General features: G+C 65.5%; 21 protein-coding genes. 1 reads left to right on the plus strand and 20 read right to left on the minus strand.

Annotation, left to right across the window (positions count from 1 at the left end; all coding sequences use genetic code 11):
- Positions 1 to 139: 139 nt before the first annotated feature.
- From AC07X9_RS10595 to AC07X9_RS10690, 20 genes are all read right to left on the minus strand, one after another.
- On the minus strand, positions 140 to 535 hold the full coding sequence (locus tag AC07X9_RS10595) for a flagellar export chaperone FliS (RefSeq protein WP_017182868.1): 396 nt from the start codon (positions 533 to 535) through the stop codon (positions 140 to 142).
- Between the two features lie 17 nt (positions 536 to 552).
- Complete coding sequence (gene fliD / locus AC07X9_RS10600; protein WP_017182869.1) at positions 553 to 1,956, minus strand: flagellar filament capping protein FliD; 1,404 nt, start codon at positions 1,954 to 1,956, stop codon at positions 553 to 555.
- A gap of 79 nt (positions 1,957 to 2,035) precedes the next feature.
- The gene (locus AC07X9_RS10605) at positions 2,036 to 2,497 is read right to left on the minus strand and encodes a hypothetical protein (RefSeq protein WP_086485763.1); all 462 of its coding nucleotides are present in this window, start codon (positions 2,495 to 2,497) and stop codon (positions 2,036 to 2,038) included.
- 56 nt (positions 2,498 to 2,553) lie between these two features.
- On the minus strand, positions 2,554 to 3,699 hold the full coding sequence (locus tag AC07X9_RS10610; RefSeq protein ID WP_017182871.1) for a glycosyltransferase family 87 protein: 1,146 nt from the start codon (positions 3,697 to 3,699) through the stop codon (positions 2,554 to 2,556).
- Positions 3,700 to 3,706: 7 nt separating this feature from the next.
- Positions 3,707 to 4,843 (minus strand): flagellar type III secretion system protein FlhB, encoded by a 1,137-nt coding sequence (gene flhB, locus AC07X9_RS10615; RefSeq protein WP_017182872.1) that lies wholly within the window; start codon positions 4,841 to 4,843, stop codon positions 3,707 to 3,709.
- A gap of 3 nt (positions 4,844 to 4,846) precedes the next feature.
- Complete coding sequence (fliR, locus tag AC07X9_RS10620; RefSeq protein WP_026002336.1) at positions 4,847 to 5,629, minus strand: flagellar biosynthetic protein FliR; 783 nt, start codon at positions 5,627 to 5,629, stop codon at positions 4,847 to 4,849.
- A complete protein-coding gene (fliQ, locus tag AC07X9_RS10625) occupies positions 5,626 to 5,898 on the minus strand; it encodes a flagellar biosynthesis protein FliQ (protein ID WP_017182874.1) in 273 nt (90 codons plus the stop codon). Before fliQ ends, fliR begins: the two co-directional genes overlap by 4 nt.
- Positions 5,899 to 6,004: 106 nt before the next feature.
- Positions 6,005 to 6,904 (minus strand): flagellar type III secretion system pore protein FliP, encoded by a 900-nt coding sequence (gene fliP / locus AC07X9_RS10630; protein WP_017182875.1) that lies wholly within the window; start codon positions 6,902 to 6,904, stop codon positions 6,005 to 6,007.
- Entirely contained in the window at positions 6,888 to 7,151 is a 264-nt protein-coding gene (locus AC07X9_RS10635; protein ID WP_026002338.1) for a FliO/MopB family protein, read from the minus strand. Before AC07X9_RS10635 ends, fliP begins: the two co-directional genes overlap by 17 nt.
- Before the next feature lie 85 nt (positions 7,152 to 7,236).
- Positions 7,237 to 7,572 carry a flagellar motor switch protein FliN gene (fliN, locus tag AC07X9_RS10640; RefSeq protein WP_026002339.1) on the minus strand — a complete coding sequence of 112 codons (336 nt, stop codon included), beginning with the start codon at positions 7,570 to 7,572 and terminating at the stop codon, positions 7,237 to 7,239.
- Positions 7,569 to 8,453 carry a flagellar motor switch protein FliM gene (locus AC07X9_RS10645; protein ID WP_017182878.1) on the minus strand — a complete coding sequence of 295 codons (885 nt, stop codon included), beginning with the start codon at positions 8,451 to 8,453 and terminating at the stop codon, positions 7,569 to 7,571. The genes fliN and AC07X9_RS10645 overlap by 4 nt, the downstream gene beginning before the upstream one ends.
- A 51-nt stretch (positions 8,454 to 8,504) precedes the next feature.
- A complete protein-coding gene (locus AC07X9_RS10650) occupies positions 8,505 to 9,128 on the minus strand; it encodes a flagellar basal body-associated FliL family protein (RefSeq protein ID WP_017182879.1) in 624 nt (207 codons plus the stop codon).
- Positions 9,129 to 9,155: 27 nt separating this feature from the next.
- Positions 9,156 to 11,231 carry a flagellar hook-length control protein FliK gene (locus AC07X9_RS10655; protein ID WP_026002340.1) on the minus strand — a complete coding sequence of 692 codons (2,076 nt, stop codon included), beginning with the start codon at positions 11,229 to 11,231 and terminating at the stop codon, positions 9,156 to 9,158.
- A gap of 1 nt (position 11,232) precedes the next feature.
- Entirely contained in the window at positions 11,233 to 11,658 is a 426-nt protein-coding gene (locus AC07X9_RS10660; protein WP_017182880.1) for a hypothetical protein, read from the minus strand.
- Positions 11,655 to 12,983: a FliI/YscN family ATPase gene (locus AC07X9_RS10665; RefSeq protein ID WP_017182881.1), complete on the minus strand. Its 1,329-nt coding sequence runs from the start codon at positions 12,981 to 12,983 to the stop codon at positions 11,655 to 11,657. The genes AC07X9_RS10660 and AC07X9_RS10665 overlap by 4 nt, the downstream gene beginning before the upstream one ends.
- A complete protein-coding gene (locus AC07X9_RS10670) occupies positions 12,980 to 13,570 on the minus strand; it encodes a FliH/SctL family protein (protein WP_051034301.1) in 591 nt (196 codons plus the stop codon). The genes AC07X9_RS10665 and AC07X9_RS10670 overlap by 4 nt, the downstream gene beginning before the upstream one ends.
- A 133-nt stretch (positions 13,571 to 13,703) precedes the next feature.
- Positions 13,704 to 14,720 (minus strand): flagellar motor switch protein FliG, encoded by a 1,017-nt coding sequence (fliG, locus tag AC07X9_RS10675; protein WP_017182883.1) that lies wholly within the window; start codon positions 14,718 to 14,720, stop codon positions 13,704 to 13,706.
- The gene (gene fliF, locus AC07X9_RS10680) at positions 14,713 to 16,458 is read right to left on the minus strand and encodes a flagellar basal-body MS-ring/collar protein FliF (RefSeq protein WP_017182884.1); all 1,746 of its coding nucleotides are present in this window, start codon (positions 16,456 to 16,458) and stop codon (positions 14,713 to 14,715) included. Before fliF ends, fliG begins: the two co-directional genes overlap by 8 nt.
- A 3-nt stretch (positions 16,459 to 16,461) precedes the next feature.
- Positions 16,462 to 16,824, minus strand: coding sequence for a flagellar hook-basal body complex protein FliE (gene fliE, locus AC07X9_RS10685; RefSeq protein ID WP_017182885.1), 363 nt, complete (start codon positions 16,822 to 16,824; stop codon positions 16,462 to 16,464).
- Between the two features lie 14 nt (positions 16,825 to 16,838).
- Positions 16,839 to 18,098 carry a sigma-54-dependent Fis family transcriptional regulator gene (locus AC07X9_RS10690; protein WP_019053015.1) on the minus strand — a complete coding sequence of 420 codons (1,260 nt, stop codon included), beginning with the start codon at positions 18,096 to 18,098 and terminating at the stop codon, positions 16,839 to 16,841.
- A 334-nt stretch (positions 18,099 to 18,432) separates the two neighbouring features.
- Here AC07X9_RS10690 and AC07X9_RS10695 point away from each other — a divergent pair, with 334 nt between their 5' ends.
- Positions 18,433 to 19,251: a flagellin N-terminal helical domain-containing protein gene (locus AC07X9_RS10695; RefSeq protein WP_017182887.1), complete on the plus strand. Its 819-nt coding sequence runs from the start codon at positions 18,433 to 18,435 to the stop codon at positions 19,249 to 19,251.
- Positions 19,252 to 19,272: the final 21 nt, after the last annotated feature.

Here is a 19,272-nt window from a genome sequence, read left to right on the forward strand (position 1 = left end):
GCGGCCCCCGCCGGGCCGCCCTTTGCGAGCATCGCCTATACAGACGCCATGTTTGGGGTGCAACCCCGCAACACGGGCCAGTCAGACCATGCTGGCATTCCTGAAAATGCGCGATAGCGCGCATGTCACAGGCCGCATCTTATCCGATCTGATTCCAGGCGTCGGCGATTTCCGCGATCAGTTCACGCGCCTGATCGACCGGCTCCGCCGACCTTTCCTTGGCGCCGACGAGCAGCAGGCGGCGCGCTTCGCGATAGATTTGCGCCAGCCCGACGGAAATGTCGCCGCCCTTGTCGAAGTCCAGGCTCGATTCGAGCGCGAACAGGATCGACATCGCCCGCGCCTGCTTGTCGGATACTTTCATCCGGTCGCCCTGGCGTTCCGCCAGCGCCGCCGCTTCCATCGCGATCAGCAGTTCGTCGAACAAGATCTTGACCAGCGCATGAGGGGTCGCGCCTTCCGTCCGGCTGCCCGAATGGACCGCTGCATAGCGCCGCGCCGCCATATTGCCTGCATAACCCTGATTGTAGAACATCGTCCTGCCGTCCCCGATTAATTCTTGCTGTTGTTCCAGATTTCAATCTGCTGATCGAGATAGCTCTGCGTCGCCTTAAGCGCGGTCAGTCGCGTTTCCATCTTGGAATAGACGCTGGTGAGTTGCGCTTCGTAGCTGGCCATCTGTGTGTCGAGCTTTTCCAGCTGCTTGGTCAGCGTTTCGCCCAGGGTCTTATATTTGGCCTGGGATTGCGCGAAGGAACCGTCCTTCAGCTGGATCTTGTCCCGTACGCTGTCCATCAGCCCCGCCAGCCCCGGATTGGTCGCCGACGCGACCGCAGGGTTGAGCAATTGCGTGATCGCGGAAGGATCGGCCGCGATGGCCTTGTCCAGCGTGTCGGTATCAAGTTTGAGCGTGCCATCGCGATTGGTGGCGACGCCAATGTCCGACAGCGTCCTGTAGGTGCCCGTGTCGGACAAGGGCGTGGAGGTCATCGCGGACAGTTGGCGGCGCATGTCGCGGATCGAGGCTTCGCCGTTCAGCACCCCTGCGGACGATGAGTCCGCGCCGGTCGCCGTGGCCGTGTTCAGCGCCTTGACCAGCGTATTATAGGCATCGACAAATTCGACCATCAGGTCGCGCATCGACGTGGTCGGCTCGGTCGTCGCCAGCGTGACGGTGGTGCCGGGCGCGGCCTTGTTCAGGTCGATGCGCAGATTGGCGATCGCGGTGTCGATGGTGTTGGTGGCGTAATGCTGCTCCACCCCGTCGAGCTTGATGATGGCATTTTGCGGGCTGGCCTTGGACTCCATGGTCAGGCTGTCGGTACCATTCCAGGCGAAGGCAGCCAGATCATCGCCGCTGACCGAGGTCAGCGAAAAATCATTGGCCGCGCCGGTCGCGCCCTTCATCACCAGCCGCGTCCCCTGCACGTCGGTCACGACCGACGCGGTGACGCCCAGTCCCGATGCGTTGATGGCGGCGGCAAGGCCGGTATAGCTGTTGTTGCTGGCGTCGATCGTGATGGCAGCGGATGAGCCGCCGACCGTCAGCGTCAGTTCCCCTTCGCCGACCGCGCTGGCGGCGGTCGCGCCCGACACCGGGATCGACGCCAGGGTACGGCCGGAAGCGAGTTGCTGCACTTCCAGCTGGGCGGGCAATCCCTTGGGCACGCCCCCCGGCAGCGGGCTGACCGAGGCAATGCTGGTGTCGTTGGATGCGGGAACCCCCGCATAGCCAGTGCCCGACAACAAGGTGGTCAGCGCGTCGGCAAAAGTGTCCAGCGAACTGGAGGCAGACGCCAGCGCGGAAATCCGTGCGCTGTTGAGGCTCTGGCGATCGGTGATCACCTTTTCCTTCGGATCGCGCGTGGCGGCGACCAGGCTCGATACGAGCGACTTGGTGTCGATGCCCGATCCAATGCCGAGTGCGGTGGTGATATTGGAGGTGACCGATGCCATTGCGCCGTCCTTTCAGAGGAAAGAACGGCGCTAGCGGCAAGACCTTTAGGAATGATTTTCGCGCGATGTCCCGGGCGGATTATCCGTTGGCGGACGCCAGCACCTGATCGACCGTGGCGCGGCTGATCGCGCCCTGAGCAGCCTTGGCATAGGCGGCCTGTTCCACCATACGCCGGGCGATGACGGTGGCGTGTTCGACCGCTTCCTTGCTGGCGGGCGGCAACGGCACCAGAATGATAGGCACCGGCATCAGCGCCTGGATCGCGCCCGCAGCCGCTTCGACGCTGGGCGGGTTGGTCGCTGATCGCAGGTCGGCCAATATGTCGGCAATTTCGACATGAACCTTGGCATATTCGGCAACGCTGGCGACATCCTCGTCAATCGAGGCAAGGTCGACCTGCGACGCGGCGCCACGCGCGCCGGGCGCTTCGCGACCCGACCTGCCGAGCGACGCAGGCGGGACGGCCTGCACCGGGGACAGCGCGCGCGTTGCGGCCCTGTCTATCGGCGATACTTCGCTGCGTGAACCATAGTCGTTCATGACGCACCATCATAATGCGTCCCCGTGAAGAGATTACGGATGAGTGCGGCTAAACTTTAATTCACCACGATGTTTTTTTGCTGGCCCGACAGATGGAGGGCGAGAAGGATGGGGATGAGGCCCGGCCCCGGCAGCCCGGCCATGCCAGCGACGATCTGAAGCAAGGGGAGGAAGAAGGCGAGCGATGGCCCGATTCGCCCCTCCCCCGCCGCCAGAGCCAGCACTGCCACGGCAGCCAGCGCCAGCGTGTCGTAGGAGAGCATGTAGGGCGTGGCCGAAACGGCGCAGGCGAGGAACAGGAGATTGGCGCGCAGGTCGTCAGGCGCAGGGCGCTGCCGGAAACGCAGCCAGACCAGAATAGCGGCGAGCAGCGCCAGCGCCGTCTGGAGCGCGCTCGCAGCTGGGACGGGCACGCCGATGACGCGCAGGTTCATGAACAGGGTGGGCATGAACGGCCCGGCGAGATGATCGGGATCACTGAGCACCAGCGACTGGTTGGCGATGCCGGTGGCGATATAGATGTGCCAGATGTCGATGCCCCAGATCAGCGCGACGACGCCCGCCAGCGTGACGCTGGACAGGGTGGCGGCGGCAAAGGCGCGCCAGTTGCCGGTCGCGACGAACAGCAAGGGGATCAACAGGGCAAGCTGGGGCTTTACCAGCAGCAGGCCGACCAGCGCGCCTGCCAGCCAGGGGCGGCTTTCGCGCCAGCGCAGCACGGCCAGCAGGATGGCGGCGGCCAGCAGCGCGAACTGGCCCGACATGAGGCCGATCAGCGCGGCGGGCGCGGCCAGAAGCAGCGCGATGATGCGCCAGTCGCGGGTCCATAGGCGCAGGGCGACAGTGAAGCCGACAATGCCGCACGCTGTCCACAGCGACAGGGCGGGAAGATAGGGAAGCAGGCCGAAAGGGGCAGCGATCAGCAGGGCAACGGGCGGATAGGACCAGAGCTGGCCGGGATAGCCCGCGCCGACCACGGGGCCGAGCGCCGCAAGATAGGTCGGCATGTCATAATAGCGGGCCGGGTCGGCCTGCCAGGCGGCGCGGCCATACATCCAGATGTTGAGGAAATCGCGCCCGACGACCAGCGATGTGCCATCGCGGGGGATGGCTGGACCCAAGGACAGGGTCAGACAATAGGCCGGAACGAATATCAGCAGCGTAAGGCCCGCGCCGATCCATAGCAGGCGGAGCCTGTCCATGGAGGCGTTAATGCTTCTTGCCGTCGGCGTCGAAGCGCAGGTCTTCAGGAACCGTGATGAACGGCCGGTCCATCTCGCTCGCCATGCGGTTTTCGACCCGGAATACGAAGGCCAGCACGGTCGCGACCGCCATGTAGAGCCCTTCATTGACGATCTGCCCGGTGCGCGAGGTGAAATAGATGGCGCGGGCGAGTTCGGGATATTGGAGGACGGTCACGCCATTCTGGTCGGCCAGTTCACGGATGGCCGCGGCGATCGCGTCGCTGCCGCGCGCGACCACGACCGGGGCGGCATCGACGCCGGGCTTGTAGCGCAGCGCGACGGCGAAATGGGTCGGGTTGGTGATGATGACGCTGGCTTCGGCCACGGCCTGCCGGGTGGAGCCATTGAGCGTTTCATACTGGCGGCGGCGGATCTGGCCCTTGAGTTCAGGCGATCCTTCGCTTTCCTTATGCTCGTCCTTGATTTCCTGCTTGGACATGCCGAGCCGCTTGGCCCGCTGCATGATCTGCGCCGGCACGTCGATGCCGGCGATCAGGAACAGACCGCCCGCCATCACCAGGCAGGTCAGGATGAACATATTGCCAAGGTCGGCCATGGCGGGTGCGATGCCCTGCTTGCCAAGACCGATGATCGCGGTCAGCCGGTCCCAGATCATCCACACGCCGATGCTGCCAAGCAGCCCGACCTTGGCGATGGACTTGAGCAGTTCGATAAGCCCCTGGGTGCCGAAGATTCGCTTGAGGCCAGCGCCGGGATTCAATTTCGACGCCTTGGGCGCGAAGGCGCCTGGGCGGAACCCGAGCGACCCCAGCAAGGCGGGCGCGGCGATGGCGGCGAGGAAGGTCGCCAGCATGACGCCAGCCACCGGCAGGGCGATGCCGGTCAGCAGGTCCAGCCCGCGTTCGGCGGGCGAAAAATCGACAATATCGTCCCGCCTGAAGCGGAGCGCCTGTGTCAGCATGTCCGACAAGGCGTCGATCATCGAGGGGCCGGTCACCGCCAGCCAGCCGATACCCGCCATCACCACCAGCGCCGTGCCCAGTTCGCGCGACTGGAGAATGTCGCCCTTCTTGGCGGCGTCCTGCAATTTTTTGGGTGTCGGTTTTTCGGTCTTTTCGCCGCCGCCGGGACTGTCCGCCATGGTCTAGCGCCCTTCCGCGATCGACTGGGCATGATCCAGCCCTGCCTTGAGCGCGACCGTCAGCCCTTCGCCCATGATCGGCGCGGCAATCGCCAGCAGGACAAGGCCCGCCATCATCGCCATCGGCATGCCGACCGCGAACAGGTTGAGCGAGGGCGCGGCGCGCGCCAGCATGCCCATGACGATCTGCACCAGCACCAGCGCGAAGCCGACCGGCAGCGCGACGGTGACGCCAGCGCCCAGCAACGCGCCGCCAAATTCGACCAGATGCCAGACCGCATCGTTGGACAGCATCGCCGCGCCGGGGGGCAGCGCCTGATAGCTTTTGACGACATAGGCCGCGAGCAGCAGATGCCCGTCCATGCCAAGCAGCAGGAAGGTCGCCAGGATGGAGAGGAACTGCCCCACCACCTGCGTCCCCTGCCCTGACGACGGATCGACCATCGCCGCGAAATTGAGGCCCATGGCGTTGCCGATCGTTTCCCCCGCAACGAAAGCGGCGGCATAGCCGATCTGGACCGCAAACCCCATGGCGAGACCAGCCAGCACTTCGCCCGCGACCATCATCACGCCTTCAAAACTGGCGATGCCATCGGGCGGCAGGACGATGGTGACGGTGTTGAGCGCGGCAAGACCGAGCGCGAGGCTGAGGATCAGGCGCAATTGCAGCGGCACGGCGGGCGCGCCGAATACCGGGGCCGCGATGAAGGCCGCGCCGGGGCGGATCATGGCGATCAGCCAGATCCACAACTGGGCCTCTACTCCTGCGAAGCCCGGTGCGATCATTGCAGCAGGTCCGGTATCCGCTCGAAAATCTCGCGGGTGAAATCGGCGATCAGCACCATGATCGAACCACCGAACAAAGCCAGCATGCCGCCGACGACGATGATCTTGGGAATGAAGCTCAACGTCTGTTCGTTGATTGAAGTCGCGGCCTGCACCATGCCGATCACCAGACCCGCGACCAGCGCGGGCAGCAAAATGGGCGCGGCGGCCAGCGCCGTGATCCAGAGCGCCTGCTGGGCCAAGCCCATGAAGAAATCGGCGTTTTCCATCAGCCGGGCAACCCAACGCCGTTCGTTTCGAGCGAAGTCGAGAAACCTGCGCACAACCGTTTCTCGACTTCGCTCGAAACGAACGGAAGGGGAGTAAGCACGCCAATCATGTCGCGAACGACCCCGCCAGGCTCCCCATGGTCAGCGCCCAGCCATCGACCAGCACGAACAAGAGCAGCTTGAACGGCATGGAGATGATGGTTGGGGACAGCATCATCATGCCCAGCGCCATCAGCGTGGAGGCGACGACAAGGTCGATGATGAGAAAGGGCAGAAAGATCATGAAGCCGATCTGGAAGGCGGTCTTGAGTTCGCTGGTGACGAAAGCGGGCAGCAGGATGGTGAAGGGGATGTCGGCGGACGTGCGGAAGGGCGGGGCTTCGGCCAGACCGGCAAACAGCTTGAGGTCGCTTTCGCGCGTCTGCTTGGCCATGAAACCGTGCAGCACCTTGCCCGACCGACCGACCGCTTCCTCTATGCTGATCTGCCCCTTCCCATAGGGGTCGAACGCCAGCTGGTTGATCTGGTCGATGGCGGGCCGCATCACGAACAGGGACAGGAACAGGGACAGGCCCAGCAGCACCTGGTTGGGCGGGGTCTGTTGCAGGCCCAGCGCCTGCCGCAGCAGCGAGAGGACGATGATGATGCGGGTGAAGCTGGTCATCATGAGGATCAGCGACGGCAGCACCGTCAGCAGGCTCATGAGGATCAGGATTTGCAGGCTGAGCGAGAGCGAGCGGCCGTCGCCCGAAATCTGACCCATGGCGCGGCTCAATGCGCCGCCATTGTCGACCGGCGCAGCGGGTGCGGCCTGGGCGAAGGCGGGAGTGGAAAGGAGCAGGATCACAAGAAAGGCGGTCGTCAGCGCCAGCGCAATTCTGATCCCGTCATTCCGGCGCAGGCCGGAGTCCGGGGTGGCATAAGCTGCGCGCCAACGCCCTGGACCCCGGCCTTCGCCGGGGTGGCGATTGTCAGGTAGCAGGAGCAAGTCAGCGAACACGGACATGATCGCCTTCCGCGATTTTTTCGATGCGGCCGCGGGTGACCGAGAGGAGGATTTTCTTGCCCTCAAACTCCACGACGGCAAGCTTGCCGAACGCCCCCATCGGCAGGGCTTCGAGCAATTTGAGCGAACGGTCGCCCTGCGCGCCGATCATGCCCGGCTGATATTTGCGCCACAGCCACAGCGCGCCAAAAGCCATGCCGCCGACCAGCGGCAGGAGGATCAGCAATTTGACGAAATACCAGACCATCATGAAGCCGCCCGCAGATTATGGTTAATGCCCTGCGTTCCGCAGTTTCGGCCGTCAAGGCAAGCGTAAAATCCGATGCGTGCGATCAACCGCGCCGTTCGATCCCGGCCAGCCGGTTTTCGGTCGCGGCAATGTCGATGATGCGGATGCCATAACGGCCATTGACCGTCACCACCTCACCCTTGGCGATCAGCGCGCCATTGACCATGATGTCGAGCAGATCGTCGGCCTGCCGGTCCAGTTCGACGATCGAGCCTTCGGCCAGATCCATGACTTCGGCAAGGCGCAGCGAGGTGGAGCCGACCTCCACCGACATGCGCACGGGAATGTCGGCCAGCAGTTTGAACTGATGGTTATTGCTCATCCGCCCGACCGGATCATCTCCACGCTCCATGCGGGGGGCCTCGCTCATGTCACTCATTGGTCGGGTCCTTGTACAATCTTTTCAATCTGGAAGGCGGCGCGGCCATCCTGTTCGCCGATGCTGCCGCGCGCGACGATGCGGTTACCCACGATCAGCGGCAGGCTGCGGCTGATGGTGACGGGAATGACGTCCCCGACCTTGAGCTGCATCAGTTCGGCGAGCGACAGGTTGGGACGGGCCAGCACGGTGCGGGCGGGAAGGCGGATGTCGCGCATGCGGCGGGCAATGCGCGCCTGCCAGACGGGATCCTTCTGATCATCGTCGGCGGGCAATCTGGTGCCCATCAGCGGTTCGACGGCGCGCAGGGCGGCCAGCGGAAAGACGAGATCGACCGGCCAGAGCTGATCGCGGGTGATGCCGATCATGAAGCGCTGGACGACCATCTGGTCGCCCGGCTGGGCGGAGGCAGCAAAACCGACGCCGGTTTCGCGCACGATCAGCGCCGGTTCCAGCGGCAGGATGTCGGACCATGTCTCGACCAGGCGGGAAAGGAGGGATTCAGACAGCCGGGCAATCAGCCGGTCCTCTGTCGGCGTGAATTCGCCGCGCGGGGGCAAGGGACGATTGCCGATACCGCCATAGAAACAGTCAACCAGGGTGGAAATCATCGCTGCGTCCATGCGCAGCAGCACCTGCCCCTTGAGCGGAGCCACACGGTAGATGGAAATGCTGGTAAAGGCGGGCACCTGGGCGGACCAGGCGGAAAAATCGAGCAGCTGCGCGTCCTGCGCCTCCACCTGCGGGCGCACGCCGCAGATCGGTTCCACCAGCGCACGGATGCGCCGGCCGAGCTTTTCGCCCAGCCGGTCCAGCCCCGACAGCATCATTGGTGCCTGCGATTCCCCGCGCCCGAAGGCGTAGGTTTGAACGTCGTCCATCTTGGTCCCCTGCCCTTCGGGTCAGGGGATTTCCCGACCTTTCAGACAGGCCTATTGAATAACGAAATTGGTAAAATAAACGTTATCAACGCCGCCATAACCCGTTTTTTGCTTCAATATATCGTTGATAATGCCCTTGATCTTGCCCTGGAGCGCCCGCTTGCCTTCTGGGGTCGACAGCATCTCCTCCGGTTGCTGCGCGAGCATCATGAGCACCTGGCTGCGGATCGCCATTTCGTGCGTCTTGATCGCGTCGATCACGCGCAGGTCGTAATAGGTGGATACCGCGACCGAAATCTGGGCGAAGGCGTCCGTATCGGACATGTTGGAGGTGAAGGGGGTCTGAAGCTGGAAATAGGTCGCCTGATAGGCGGCCGGGTTGGCAGGCGCGGGCAGGTCTATGCCCTTGCCATGCGCGCCATGGGCCGCCGCTGCGGCTTCACCATGCGGCGCGGCATGGGCCTTGGCGATTTCCTCGGCGCTTTCGCCGGCCAGCACCAGCACGGGCTTGTTGGGGTCTTCCTTGGGCCCTTCTTCCTTGGGGCTGAAGAAACCGGCGGCGTAAAGACCACCGGCCGCCCCGGCGCCGCCGACCACCATGGCGACGACGATCAGCAGGATCATTTTCATGCCCCCGCCCTTTTTCTTCTTCTTGGCCTTAGGATCGTCGCTCATCGTTCATATCCCCCAGGATAGCGCTGGTCACGCATAGCGCGCGCGAATGGCTTGGCTGGCGGCATCACCAGTCTGCTCATGGTTAAGAACGGCCGGATCCCCGCCCGCTTTATGGGCGAGTGCGATATTTTCACGCTGTTGCCAGCGGCCTTGCTGCTGCGACTGGCCCGTGCCCTGTCCGGCGCCCCGCCAGTTGGCGGACGGGCCGTTGTGCTGGCCCTGTTGCTGTTGCGAGGGTTGCTGCTGCGACGACGGGTCGGATCGCGCCGCATCGCCGACATGCGGCGCGCGTTCGATCTTCACCTCGCTGATGCGCACGGCAGACAGACCCGCGTCCAGGCGCAGCCGGTCGCTGTCCTGTCGCAGGGCGGCTTCGGCGATGTCGCTGGAGACGGTCAGGCTGACCGCTGCGCCGTCAATGCCCTGGCGGATGCTGACGTCGATCGGGCCGAGCTGGTCGCTGCTGATCTGGAACCGGCCCTGCGCGCCATTGGCGGAGAGGCCCGCAATGTCGCGCGCCAGCGAATCGATCCACTGGCCCGACACGCCCATGTCGACGACCTGCGCGCCAAGCGTGGCGGAGAGATCGACCGCGGGAAGCGCGGGGGCGACGGTCGGGATCGTCAGCGGCGGCGCGGCGGGCGCGGGGACGGCGGGGTCAATGGCTCTGGGCATCGCGTCCGTTATCGCGGCGACGGGTGCATCAGCGGGTGCCGTGTCGCCCCCGGCCGCAGGCGACGGCGCGGACTGACGGGCCATATGCTGACGCGCAAGCTGGAGCAGCGACAGGGCTTCTGCCCTGGCCGACAGTGAGCTGGACATATTGGCGGCGTTTATGATGGGCGCCGGGTCCGACGCGGGTTCGGGAAGCGTCGGCGCAGGATCGGGCGCAAGAATGGGGCTGGGCACGGTCACCGTTCCGGTCGCCGTGGCGTCAAGCGGCCTGGGCGCGATCGCGAGCGGAGCGGCCTGCCCCGGCACTGGCGCGATCGCAGCTGGCACGGCAGCAGGATCAGCGGCATTTCCGGTCGGCGTCGCTGACGCGATGGGAGCAGCTGGCTGTTCCGCGCCCATGTTGGCAATCGATTGCGGTTGATCGCCGACAGGCTGGATTGTTACGGCTGGCGCGACGGCGGGCTGGACCGTGGCGGGAGAGGAAGCCGACGGCGCGTCAGGGGATTGGTGCGGGGGCGTAGCGGGCAGCGGCGCAGCAGGCGGCGGCATCATCACCATGGAGGACGGTTGCGGCGGGGCGTCGGGCTGTTCCGTACGCGCAGCTTCGATGTCGGATGGCTCCGCGTCCGCGTCTGTCACCGGCGTTGCGTCGGACGGCGCGATAGCGGGCGCGGGCGCAGGCATTGGCGCGCCTTGTTCCGGGATCGCATGATGCTCGGCCTTGGGGGCCGGTTTGGCGGGCGTATCCGACACGGGCGTAGCGGGCAGAGGTGCCGCAGGCAGCGGCATCGTCGCCATGGCGGGCGGTTGCGGCGGGGCATCGGGCTGTTCCGGACGCTCCGCGTCGATGTCGGATGGCTCCGCGTCCGTGTCTGTCCCAGGCATTGCGTCGGACGGCGCGATGGCGGGCGCTGGCGTTTGCTGGGGGCCGATAACGGCCGCCTCGGTAGGTGCGATGTGCGCCGCGACCAGCAGTTGCGCCACCGACTGCATGGGCGCAGCCGGTGCAGGCGGGGCCGTCTGGGGATCGTCGGATGGCTGGGTGATGGGCAGCGGGCTTGGCGCGTGCGGCTTCGGCGCGGCGGCGATCGGCGCGCTGGGGCTGGGCGGCACCGCCGGGGCGGCGGCTGGAAGCGGCAAGGCGTCGCCATCTGTCGGAACCGGCGCGTTTACGGCGGGGGCATCGGGCAGAGGCGCATTGTCGCCGGGGTCAGGCATGCTGGTCTGGGGCATCGCCAAAGGCTGAGCGCCATGGCCTTGCGGATCACTGGCGGCGGCGGGCGATCCGTTTGGCGCGAGCCTGGCGGCGTCGATCATCGCGGCAAAGTCGGCCGTGCCGTCCGGCACCGCTGAGGTATCGGCCTTGCCGGTCCCGCCAACAGGCGTGCTGGCGAAGAGTAGCGCCTTGAGGCTGGCGATCATATTCATGTCAGACTTCCCCGTTTCGCTGCATCCGACGATAGCTCGGCAGTGCCGCCAGCTTGTTTTCGCGCCATTCCTCCAGGGTCGCGCGGGCGCGGTCCTTGAGGCGGGTGGCGATTTCCTTCTCGCGGTTCGCTGCAAGAGTCATGCCTTCTTTGGCCTCCACCTTGCGCCGGGCGTCATAAAGGGCGCCGTCCAGCTGTCGCCCGGCCTGTTCCAGCCGGGTGGCCAGTTCCTGCATCGCGGCGAAGGACGCGCCGGTGGCCGCCCCTTCGGTCTCGAACAATTCGCTGCGCACTTTGTTGAGGCGCTCGATATTGCGGGCGAGCCCGTCCGCCTCGTCCCGCGCGCGGGCGGTCTCCGCGACGGCCATGGCATGCTGGACGTGGCGTACGCGCAGCACGCGCTGGCGGCGGGACACAAGCCCCTTCATGCGCTAAAGCTCGCGACGAGCGCGTTGGCGCTGGTATCGAGATCGATACGGCTCTTCTGGTCCTGCCGGATGAAGTCGAGAATTTCGTGACGGCGCTGGACCGCTTCGTCGATCACCGGATCATTGCCGGGGCGATAGGCGCCCATCAGGATGAGATCGCGATTTTCCTCATAAGCGGCCCACAGGCGGCGATAATTGGCGGCGGCCATGCGATGGTCGTCGGGCACCACGTCGGCCATGACGCGCGACAGGGACTTGCCAATGTCGATGGCCGGGAAGATCGCCTGTTCGGACAGATGGCGCGACAGGACGAAATGGCCGTCCACAATGGCGCGAGCGGCGTCGACGATCGGATCGTCGGTATCATCGCCATCGGCCAGCACGGTGTAGAGCGCGGTGATCGACCCGCCGGTGCGGGAATCCACCCCTGCCCGTTCGACCAGACGGGGGATGAGCGCGAGCGCGGAGGGCGGATAGCCCTTCATCGCGGGCGGTTCGCCAAGAGCCAGGCCGATTTCGCGCTGGGCGTGGGCGCAGCGGGTCAGGCTGTCGATCAGCAGCAGCACCTTCTTGCCACGGGCGCGGAAATATTCGGCGATGGCAGTGGCGCGCGCAGCGGCGCGCAGGCGCAGCACCGGGGGATGATCGGCAGGAACAGCAACGACGATGCTCTTGTGCATCATGTGCTTCAATTTGGTTTCGAGAAAATCGCTGACTTCGCGGCCCCGTTCGCCGATCAGGCCGACAACGACCACATCGGCTTCGGCCCCGGCGATCATCTGGCCCATCAGTACCGATTTGCCGACGCCCGACCCGGCGATGATGGCGATGCGCTGGCCGCGCCCGGCGGTCAGCAGGGCGTTGACGGCGCGGACGCCAAGGTCGAACGGTTCAGTGACGCGGCCACGATCCAGAACATTGCCCTTGACCCCGTTCAGCGGCCAGACGCCGCCCGCGATGATCGGCCCCTTGCGGTCGAGCGGCTGCCCCATGGCGTCGACGACGCGGCCGATCAGCCCTTCCCCGACCTGCACCATATTGGCCTGGCTATCGGGTTCGACCCGGATGCCGTTTTCGAGTGGCGCGTCGGCGTCGAGGGGCACCAGCAATGTGCGATCGCCGCGAAAGCCGACGACTTCGGCGCGGCAGATCGACCCGTCGCTGGCCATGACGCGCGCGCCGGAGCCGATCGGACGGCGAAAGCCGGTGACTTCGAGCATGCCCGCATCATGGCTGACCAGACGGCCCACGCGGCGGGGCGTGCGATTCTGGACCTGAAGATGATCGAACAGGGTTTCGGCCTGCGCCAGCGCGGCGCGGATCATGACTTGCCCTCCATATCGTCCATCAGCGCGCGCAGGCGGGACAGGCGAACGTCCGGGCCATCCTCCACCCAGCCGTCGGCGGTTTCGAGCCGGACGCAGCCGCGGTGCAACGCCTTGTCGGGAACCAGCGACACGCCGATCGATTCGCCTTCGAGCAGGGCGATGTCGTCGGGATGGAGGTGAAGGGCGCTCTTGCCCTGATTATCCTCGATAAAGGCGGCAACGGTGTCGCAGCGCTGCACCAGCCGTTCGATGTCGATCTCCACTTCGCCGACAATCTGTTCGACCAGCCGCACGACCGTGGCCGAGAGCATGGTGGACAACATGCCGCTGGGCGCGGGGCTGAGCATTTCGAGTGCCTGCGTCAGCCGTTCATGCGCCTCAGACGCATCGGCATGGGTCTGGGCGGTGACGCGACAGCCTTCGTCGAAACCCATGGTGAAGGCTTCCAGCCGGGCCTCCTCCAGCGGATCGGCCTCCGGCTCCATTTCGATGACGCCATGGCGCATCATGGCGGTATGCTGACCGGGGACCGAGGTATAGAGGCTGCGAAAGCCGCCGCTTTCCACCTGGCGCACGCCGGTCATCGAGACCGGCGCGACATCCTGCACTGCCTCTGCGCCCCAGATTCTGGAGCCGCTTCCGCTGGCGCGGCGCGGCTCCAGAGTCCTGGTTGCCGCATTTTCCGAGCCGTCGGCAAAGGGCCGACTTGAAAATGCTTCAGACAAAGTCATTCCCCTTGCCACCCAGCATGATGGTGCCGGCGTCGGCCATGCGGCGCGCGGTGGCGATGATGAGTTTTTGCGCGTCGATCACTTCGGCAAGGCGGATCGGGCCACGTTCCTCGATCTCGTCGGCGATCGATTGCGCCGCGCGGGCCGACATGCAGCCAAAGATCTTGGCCTTGAGCAGGTCGTTGACGCCCTTGAGCGCAACAACCAGCACGGCGCTGTCGACGGTGCGCATCAGCGTGCCGAGATTCTTATCGTCCATGTCGATAAGGTTATCGAACACGAACATCTCTTCCTCGATGGTCTGGGCGATCATCTTGTCGCGCTTGGCCACCGCCTTCATGATCCGCTGCTCATTATCCTTGCGGACATTGTTCATGATCGCAGCCGCCTCGATCGTGCCGCCACGCTGCGATGCCGCACCCTGCTTCTTGGCGGGGCCGCGCAGCAGCAGCTGTTCCAGATCATCGAGCGCCTCGTTCGACACCGGGCCGAGCGTGGCGATGCGGTAGACAATCTCTTCCTGATATTCGACCGGCAGCAATTGCAGCACGTCGGCCGCGATCGGCGCTTCGAGATGGGCCAGCACGATCGCCATGATCTGCGGATGCTCCGCCTCAATGAGCGCGGCGATTTCCTTGGCGTCCATCCATTTGAGCATTTCAAGCTGGGTGGAGCGGGTCGGCGGGGTGATGCGCGCGAGGATGGTTTCGGCCCGCTCCTCGCCCAGTGCCTTGGTCATCGCGCCGCGAATATGGCGGGTCGCGCCATAGCCGATGGTGGTGCGCTTCTTCGCCTTGGTCACGAAATGATCGAGCGCTTCGTTCACCTCTTCAGGATCGACATCGGCGACGTCATACATGGCATAGCCCAGCTGGCGCACTTCTTCAGGCTCCAGGCGCGCAAGGATCTGCGCGGCCTCATCCTCGTCGAACAGCATCAGCAGGACGGCGGCGGCGGCGCTGCCCTTGAGCGCCTCTGGCCGACCGGGAACGATCTCAGGCATTTTCCTTCTTCCCCTCCTTCAGGAGGTCGCGGACGACCAGGGCGGCACGGTCGGGGTCCTGCTTCACAAAGTTGCGAATGAGGTCGGCGCGCTGGGCATAGTCATAGGTGGAGGAAATCATATCGAGCGTGACCGGGCGGGCCGGATCGGGCGCCTCGACCGCCTGCCGGGTCAGTTCGCCGGAAATTTCGCGGCCGATGCGCTGGCCATTCTGGGCCGTGTCGGCGGCGATCGCTTCCTGTGCCGCGGCGCGACGCTTGAGCAGCGGGCGACCGATGCCGAAGATGACCAGCAGCGCGACCAGCAGGGCCGAGACGTTGCGGATGAGCGGCGAGACCCAATCCGCCTCATACCAGAGGGGCTGTTCCTCCGGCGTCTTGAGGAAGCTGCGCGAGGAGAGCGCGACCACGTCGCCACGGGCCTGGTCGAAGCCGATCGCACCCTTCACCAAGGCTTCGAGGGCAGCGATTTCCTGCGGCGTGCGCGCCTTGCCATCGGGTGCATTGTCGAGCGCGACGGCGACCGACAGGCGCTTGACGGTGCCGACCGCATCCTTGGTAACGGACACTTCACGGCCCAGTTCAAAGCTGCGGTTGAAGGTTTCCTCGGTCTTCATCAGCGGGTTGGGCGGCGTGCCGGGCGTCTGCGCGGCGGTCTGCCCCTGCTGCACGGCCTGACCATTGGGATTGGTCTGGGTCACGGTCGGGTTGACGGGCGCCTGATTGCTGAGCGCGCCGGGGATGCCCGATGCTTCGCCCGTGCCCTGACCACGCGGGTCGGAGGCCCAGGTGCCCTGTTCGGTGCGCAACCTGGCTTCGTCCTGCGGATAGGTTTCGCGGGTCGCCTGCCGCTCGGCGAAATTGAGTTCGGCATGGACTTCGGTCGAGAAATTATTGGCCCCCAGGATCGGGGTGAGCAGCGCGACGACCGACTGGCGATAGCGGTCCTCGATCCGGCTCTGGATCGCGAGCTGGCGATCGTCGCCGGAGTCGCTGTCATTCTTGCTGAGCAGGCGGCCATTCTGGTCGACCAGCGAAATCTGGTCGGGCGAAAGTTCGGGAATGGACGATGCGACGAGGTGGACGATCGCGCTGACCTGCGCATCGGTGAGTGTGCGGCCATTGGCAAGGCGCAGCATGACCGAGGCGGACGGCTTGGCCCGGTCGCGCAGGAATACGCTGGGCGGTTCGACGGCGAGGTGGACCTTGGCGCTTTCGACGCTGTCGATCGCCTCGATGGTGCGCGCCAGGTCCATTTCGCGGGCCGAACGGAGCTTTTCGCCCTCGACCGCGCGGCTGGCGCCCATGGGCAGGCTGTCGATCATGCTGTTGCCGTCGGGCGCGCTCTTGGGCAGGCCCTGCGCGGCGAGCATCATCTTCGCCTTGAAATAATCGCCCTCGCCCACGGTCATCGCGCCGCTATTGTCGAAGTCGTAGGGAATGCCGTTTTGGTCAAGAACCTGCGCCACGGCGGACTTGTCACCGTCGGGCAGGCCGCGAAACAGGTCACGCTGCGGCGGTTCGCGCAGCGCCATCCAGGCGAGGCCAGCGACGGCAAGGACGCCGAGCAGGCCAAGCAGCGGCAGGCTCTTGGCTACCGCTGGCTGTTTCATGAAGCCGGTGAGCCGCGCGCGCAGCGCGTCGACCCCCTTGGCCGAGCCGAAGCCGGACGAAGCGGTCGCCGGGAGGGCGGGCCGGGCGGCAGCGCCGCCATCGATGGTGAGTGCGTTCTCGCTCATGATTTAGACCGGCATGCTCATGATGTCCTTGTAAGCGGACAGAAGTTTGTTGCGGACCTGAAGGGTCGCTTCGAAGCTGACCGACGCCTGCTGCTTGGCCAGCATGACGGCGGCGATGTCGGTGGTTTCGCCCCGCTCGAACGCGGCGGCGGCCTCACCGGCCTTGCCTTGCAGGCCGTTGACCTGTTGCAGCGCGCTGTTGAGCGCTTCGGTAAAGCCGCCGGGCGCGGTGCCGGGCGCAGTACCGTTTGGGGCGTTCGCGCCGCCGACCGACCCGGTCGAGGCGACGTCGCGCAGCGCGGCGTTTTTTTGCAGGATGGCGTTGCGGATCGCCATCACATTGTCTGTCGGAGAAATGCCGGTCATGCCCTATCCTCCCTTCAAGCCGCAGCCAGATCACGCATTTCGGCGAGCCGATAGCGCAGCGTGCGTTCGGAAATGCCGAGCTTGCGCGCGGCGGCGGCGCGGTGGCCGTCGGTTTCGCGCAGCGCGGTGCGGACCGCTTCCAGCTTGCTGTGATGGGCAACGTCGCGCAGGCGGACGGGTTCGGCCGGTTCGGGCGAGACGATATGCAGGCCCTGGGGCCGGGGCGCGCTCGCCAGATGCAGGTCGTGCGCGTCGATCCGATCGCCATCGCGCAGCACCAGGGCGCGCTGAAGGACGTTGCCCAGTTCACGGGCATTGCCCGGCCAGGCATGGGCGGCCAGCTTGTCGAGCGCGGCGGCGGTCGGCCAGACAAAACCGTCCTTGGCCATGTCCGAAAAGCGCAGCAGCATGGCGGCGGCGATCGCGGCGATGTCGCCGGGGCGTTCGGCCAGCGGGCGCAGGTCGAGCGGCATGACATTCAAGCGCCAGTAGAGATCTTCGCGGAACCGTCCGGCGGCGCATTCGGCGGCCAGATCGCGGTTGCAGGCGGCGATGACGCGGACATTGACCGGGACGGCGTGGGTCGCGCCGACGGGCAGGACTTCGCCTTCCTGCAAGGCGCGCAGCAGCTTGGCCTGAAGTGCGATCGGCAGTTCGGCGATTTCGTCGAGGAACAGCGTGCCGCCGTCCGCCGCCAGGAACAACCCTTCGGACGCATTGGCCGCGCCGGTGAAGCTGCCCTTGCGATGGCCAAACAGCATCGCTTCCATCATGGTTTCAGGCAGCGCGGCGCAATTGACGGCGATGAAATCGCCCGACGTGCGGCCCGACTGGGCGTGAAGGAAGCGCGCCATGCCTTCCTTGCCGGTGCCGGTGTCGCCCTGAATGAGAACGGTGGCTTCGCTGCGCGCGACCCGACCGGCAAGCGTCATGAGGCGCGCGCTGGCGCTGTCGCCCACCGCAGGAATAGCCGCGGGACGAGCCAGTTCGGCGATCAGGGCGAAGGCGAAGCCCATATCTTCCAGCCCGAAGGCGACACGGGCGGGCAGTCCGTTGGCGGCGGCGACCAGCGAAGGCGCGCCGTCGACAAGCGAGATCAATATATCGCGGTGCGTCGCGTGGCCGATTTCGGTCGCCAGCAGCACGCGGCGGCTATCGCGTTCGCGCGGTGCGGCGGCATCGACGACCCGGACAGCGAACAGGGCATTTTCCAGCCAGTGCTGCAACCCTGGAACGAGCGCACAGACGCCTCGGCTCATATCGAGCGATGACATTAGTTGGTCCCCAAATGGCTGGCCAGCTTGTACCCCCGTACGCCCTGGCCTTCTTCGATGGTCCCAATGTGCGCTACCGTGGTTAGCAATTGGTTAATTGCCGGCAGGACTTGCCGCATGGCGGCAATTATTTTCCGCCACGGCAACGGCCCAAACCGACTTAATATATAACGCGCGCGCGTGGAGGGCCGGTAAGCGACGGGCAAAACACGAAAAATGCAGAAAATTCGACAGCGCCCCTAAAAGCCCGCCGCACCCCGCCGTTATCCCCTTTCGAGGCCGCAAGCGCTCTAACGGATGGCAGCGACCTGATTGACACGGAAAGGGAAACACCATGACTGTTATCGGAACCAACACCGCCGCTCTGCGCTCCGCCAACGCTTCCTCGATGGCCAGCAAGGGCCTGAGCACTGCGATGGAACGCCTGTCGACCGGCAAGCGCATCAACAGCGCAAAGGACGACGCCGCTGGCCTGGCGATCGCTTCGACCATGACCTCGCAGATCCGCGGCATGACCCAGGGCATCCGCAACGCCAATGACGGCATCAGCCTGGCCCAGACCGCTGAAGGTTCGCTCGGCGAAGTCACCAACATGCTGCAGCGTATGCGTGAACTGACCGTTCAGGCGCTGAACGGCACCAACGACACCAACGCCAAGGCGAACATCACGTCGGAACTGGACCAGCTGTCCACCCAGATCAGCACCACGATGACCAATTCCAAGTTCAACGGCATCTCGCTGTTCCCGACCACGGCTGCGACGGTTTCGATCCAGGCCGGTGCGACCGCGAACGACACTGTCTCGCTTTCGCTCGGTGGCATCGACCTTTCGCCGGTCGTCGGCGCGGCGGCCGCCACGGTCAGTGCCGGCACCGCCACCACGGCGACCCTGGCGCTTTATGACACGGCCCTGTCGGCCGTATCGACCGCCCAGGCCAAGCTGGGTGCCGCGCAGAACCGCCTGGAGTCGACGGTCAACAACCTGACCGCCAACGTCACCAACCTGACCGACGCCCGCAGCCGCATCGAAGACGCCGACTTCTCGGCCGAAACGACCGCTCTCGCCAAGTCGCAGATCCTGAGCCAGGCGTCGACCGCGATGCTGGCACAGGCCAACCAGAGCCAGCAGGGCGTGCTGAAGCTGATCGGCTAAGTCAGGCCAACCGAATTGGTC

The sequence above is a fragment of the Sphingobium sp. GW456-12-10-14-TSB1 genome, assembly GCF_059424385.1.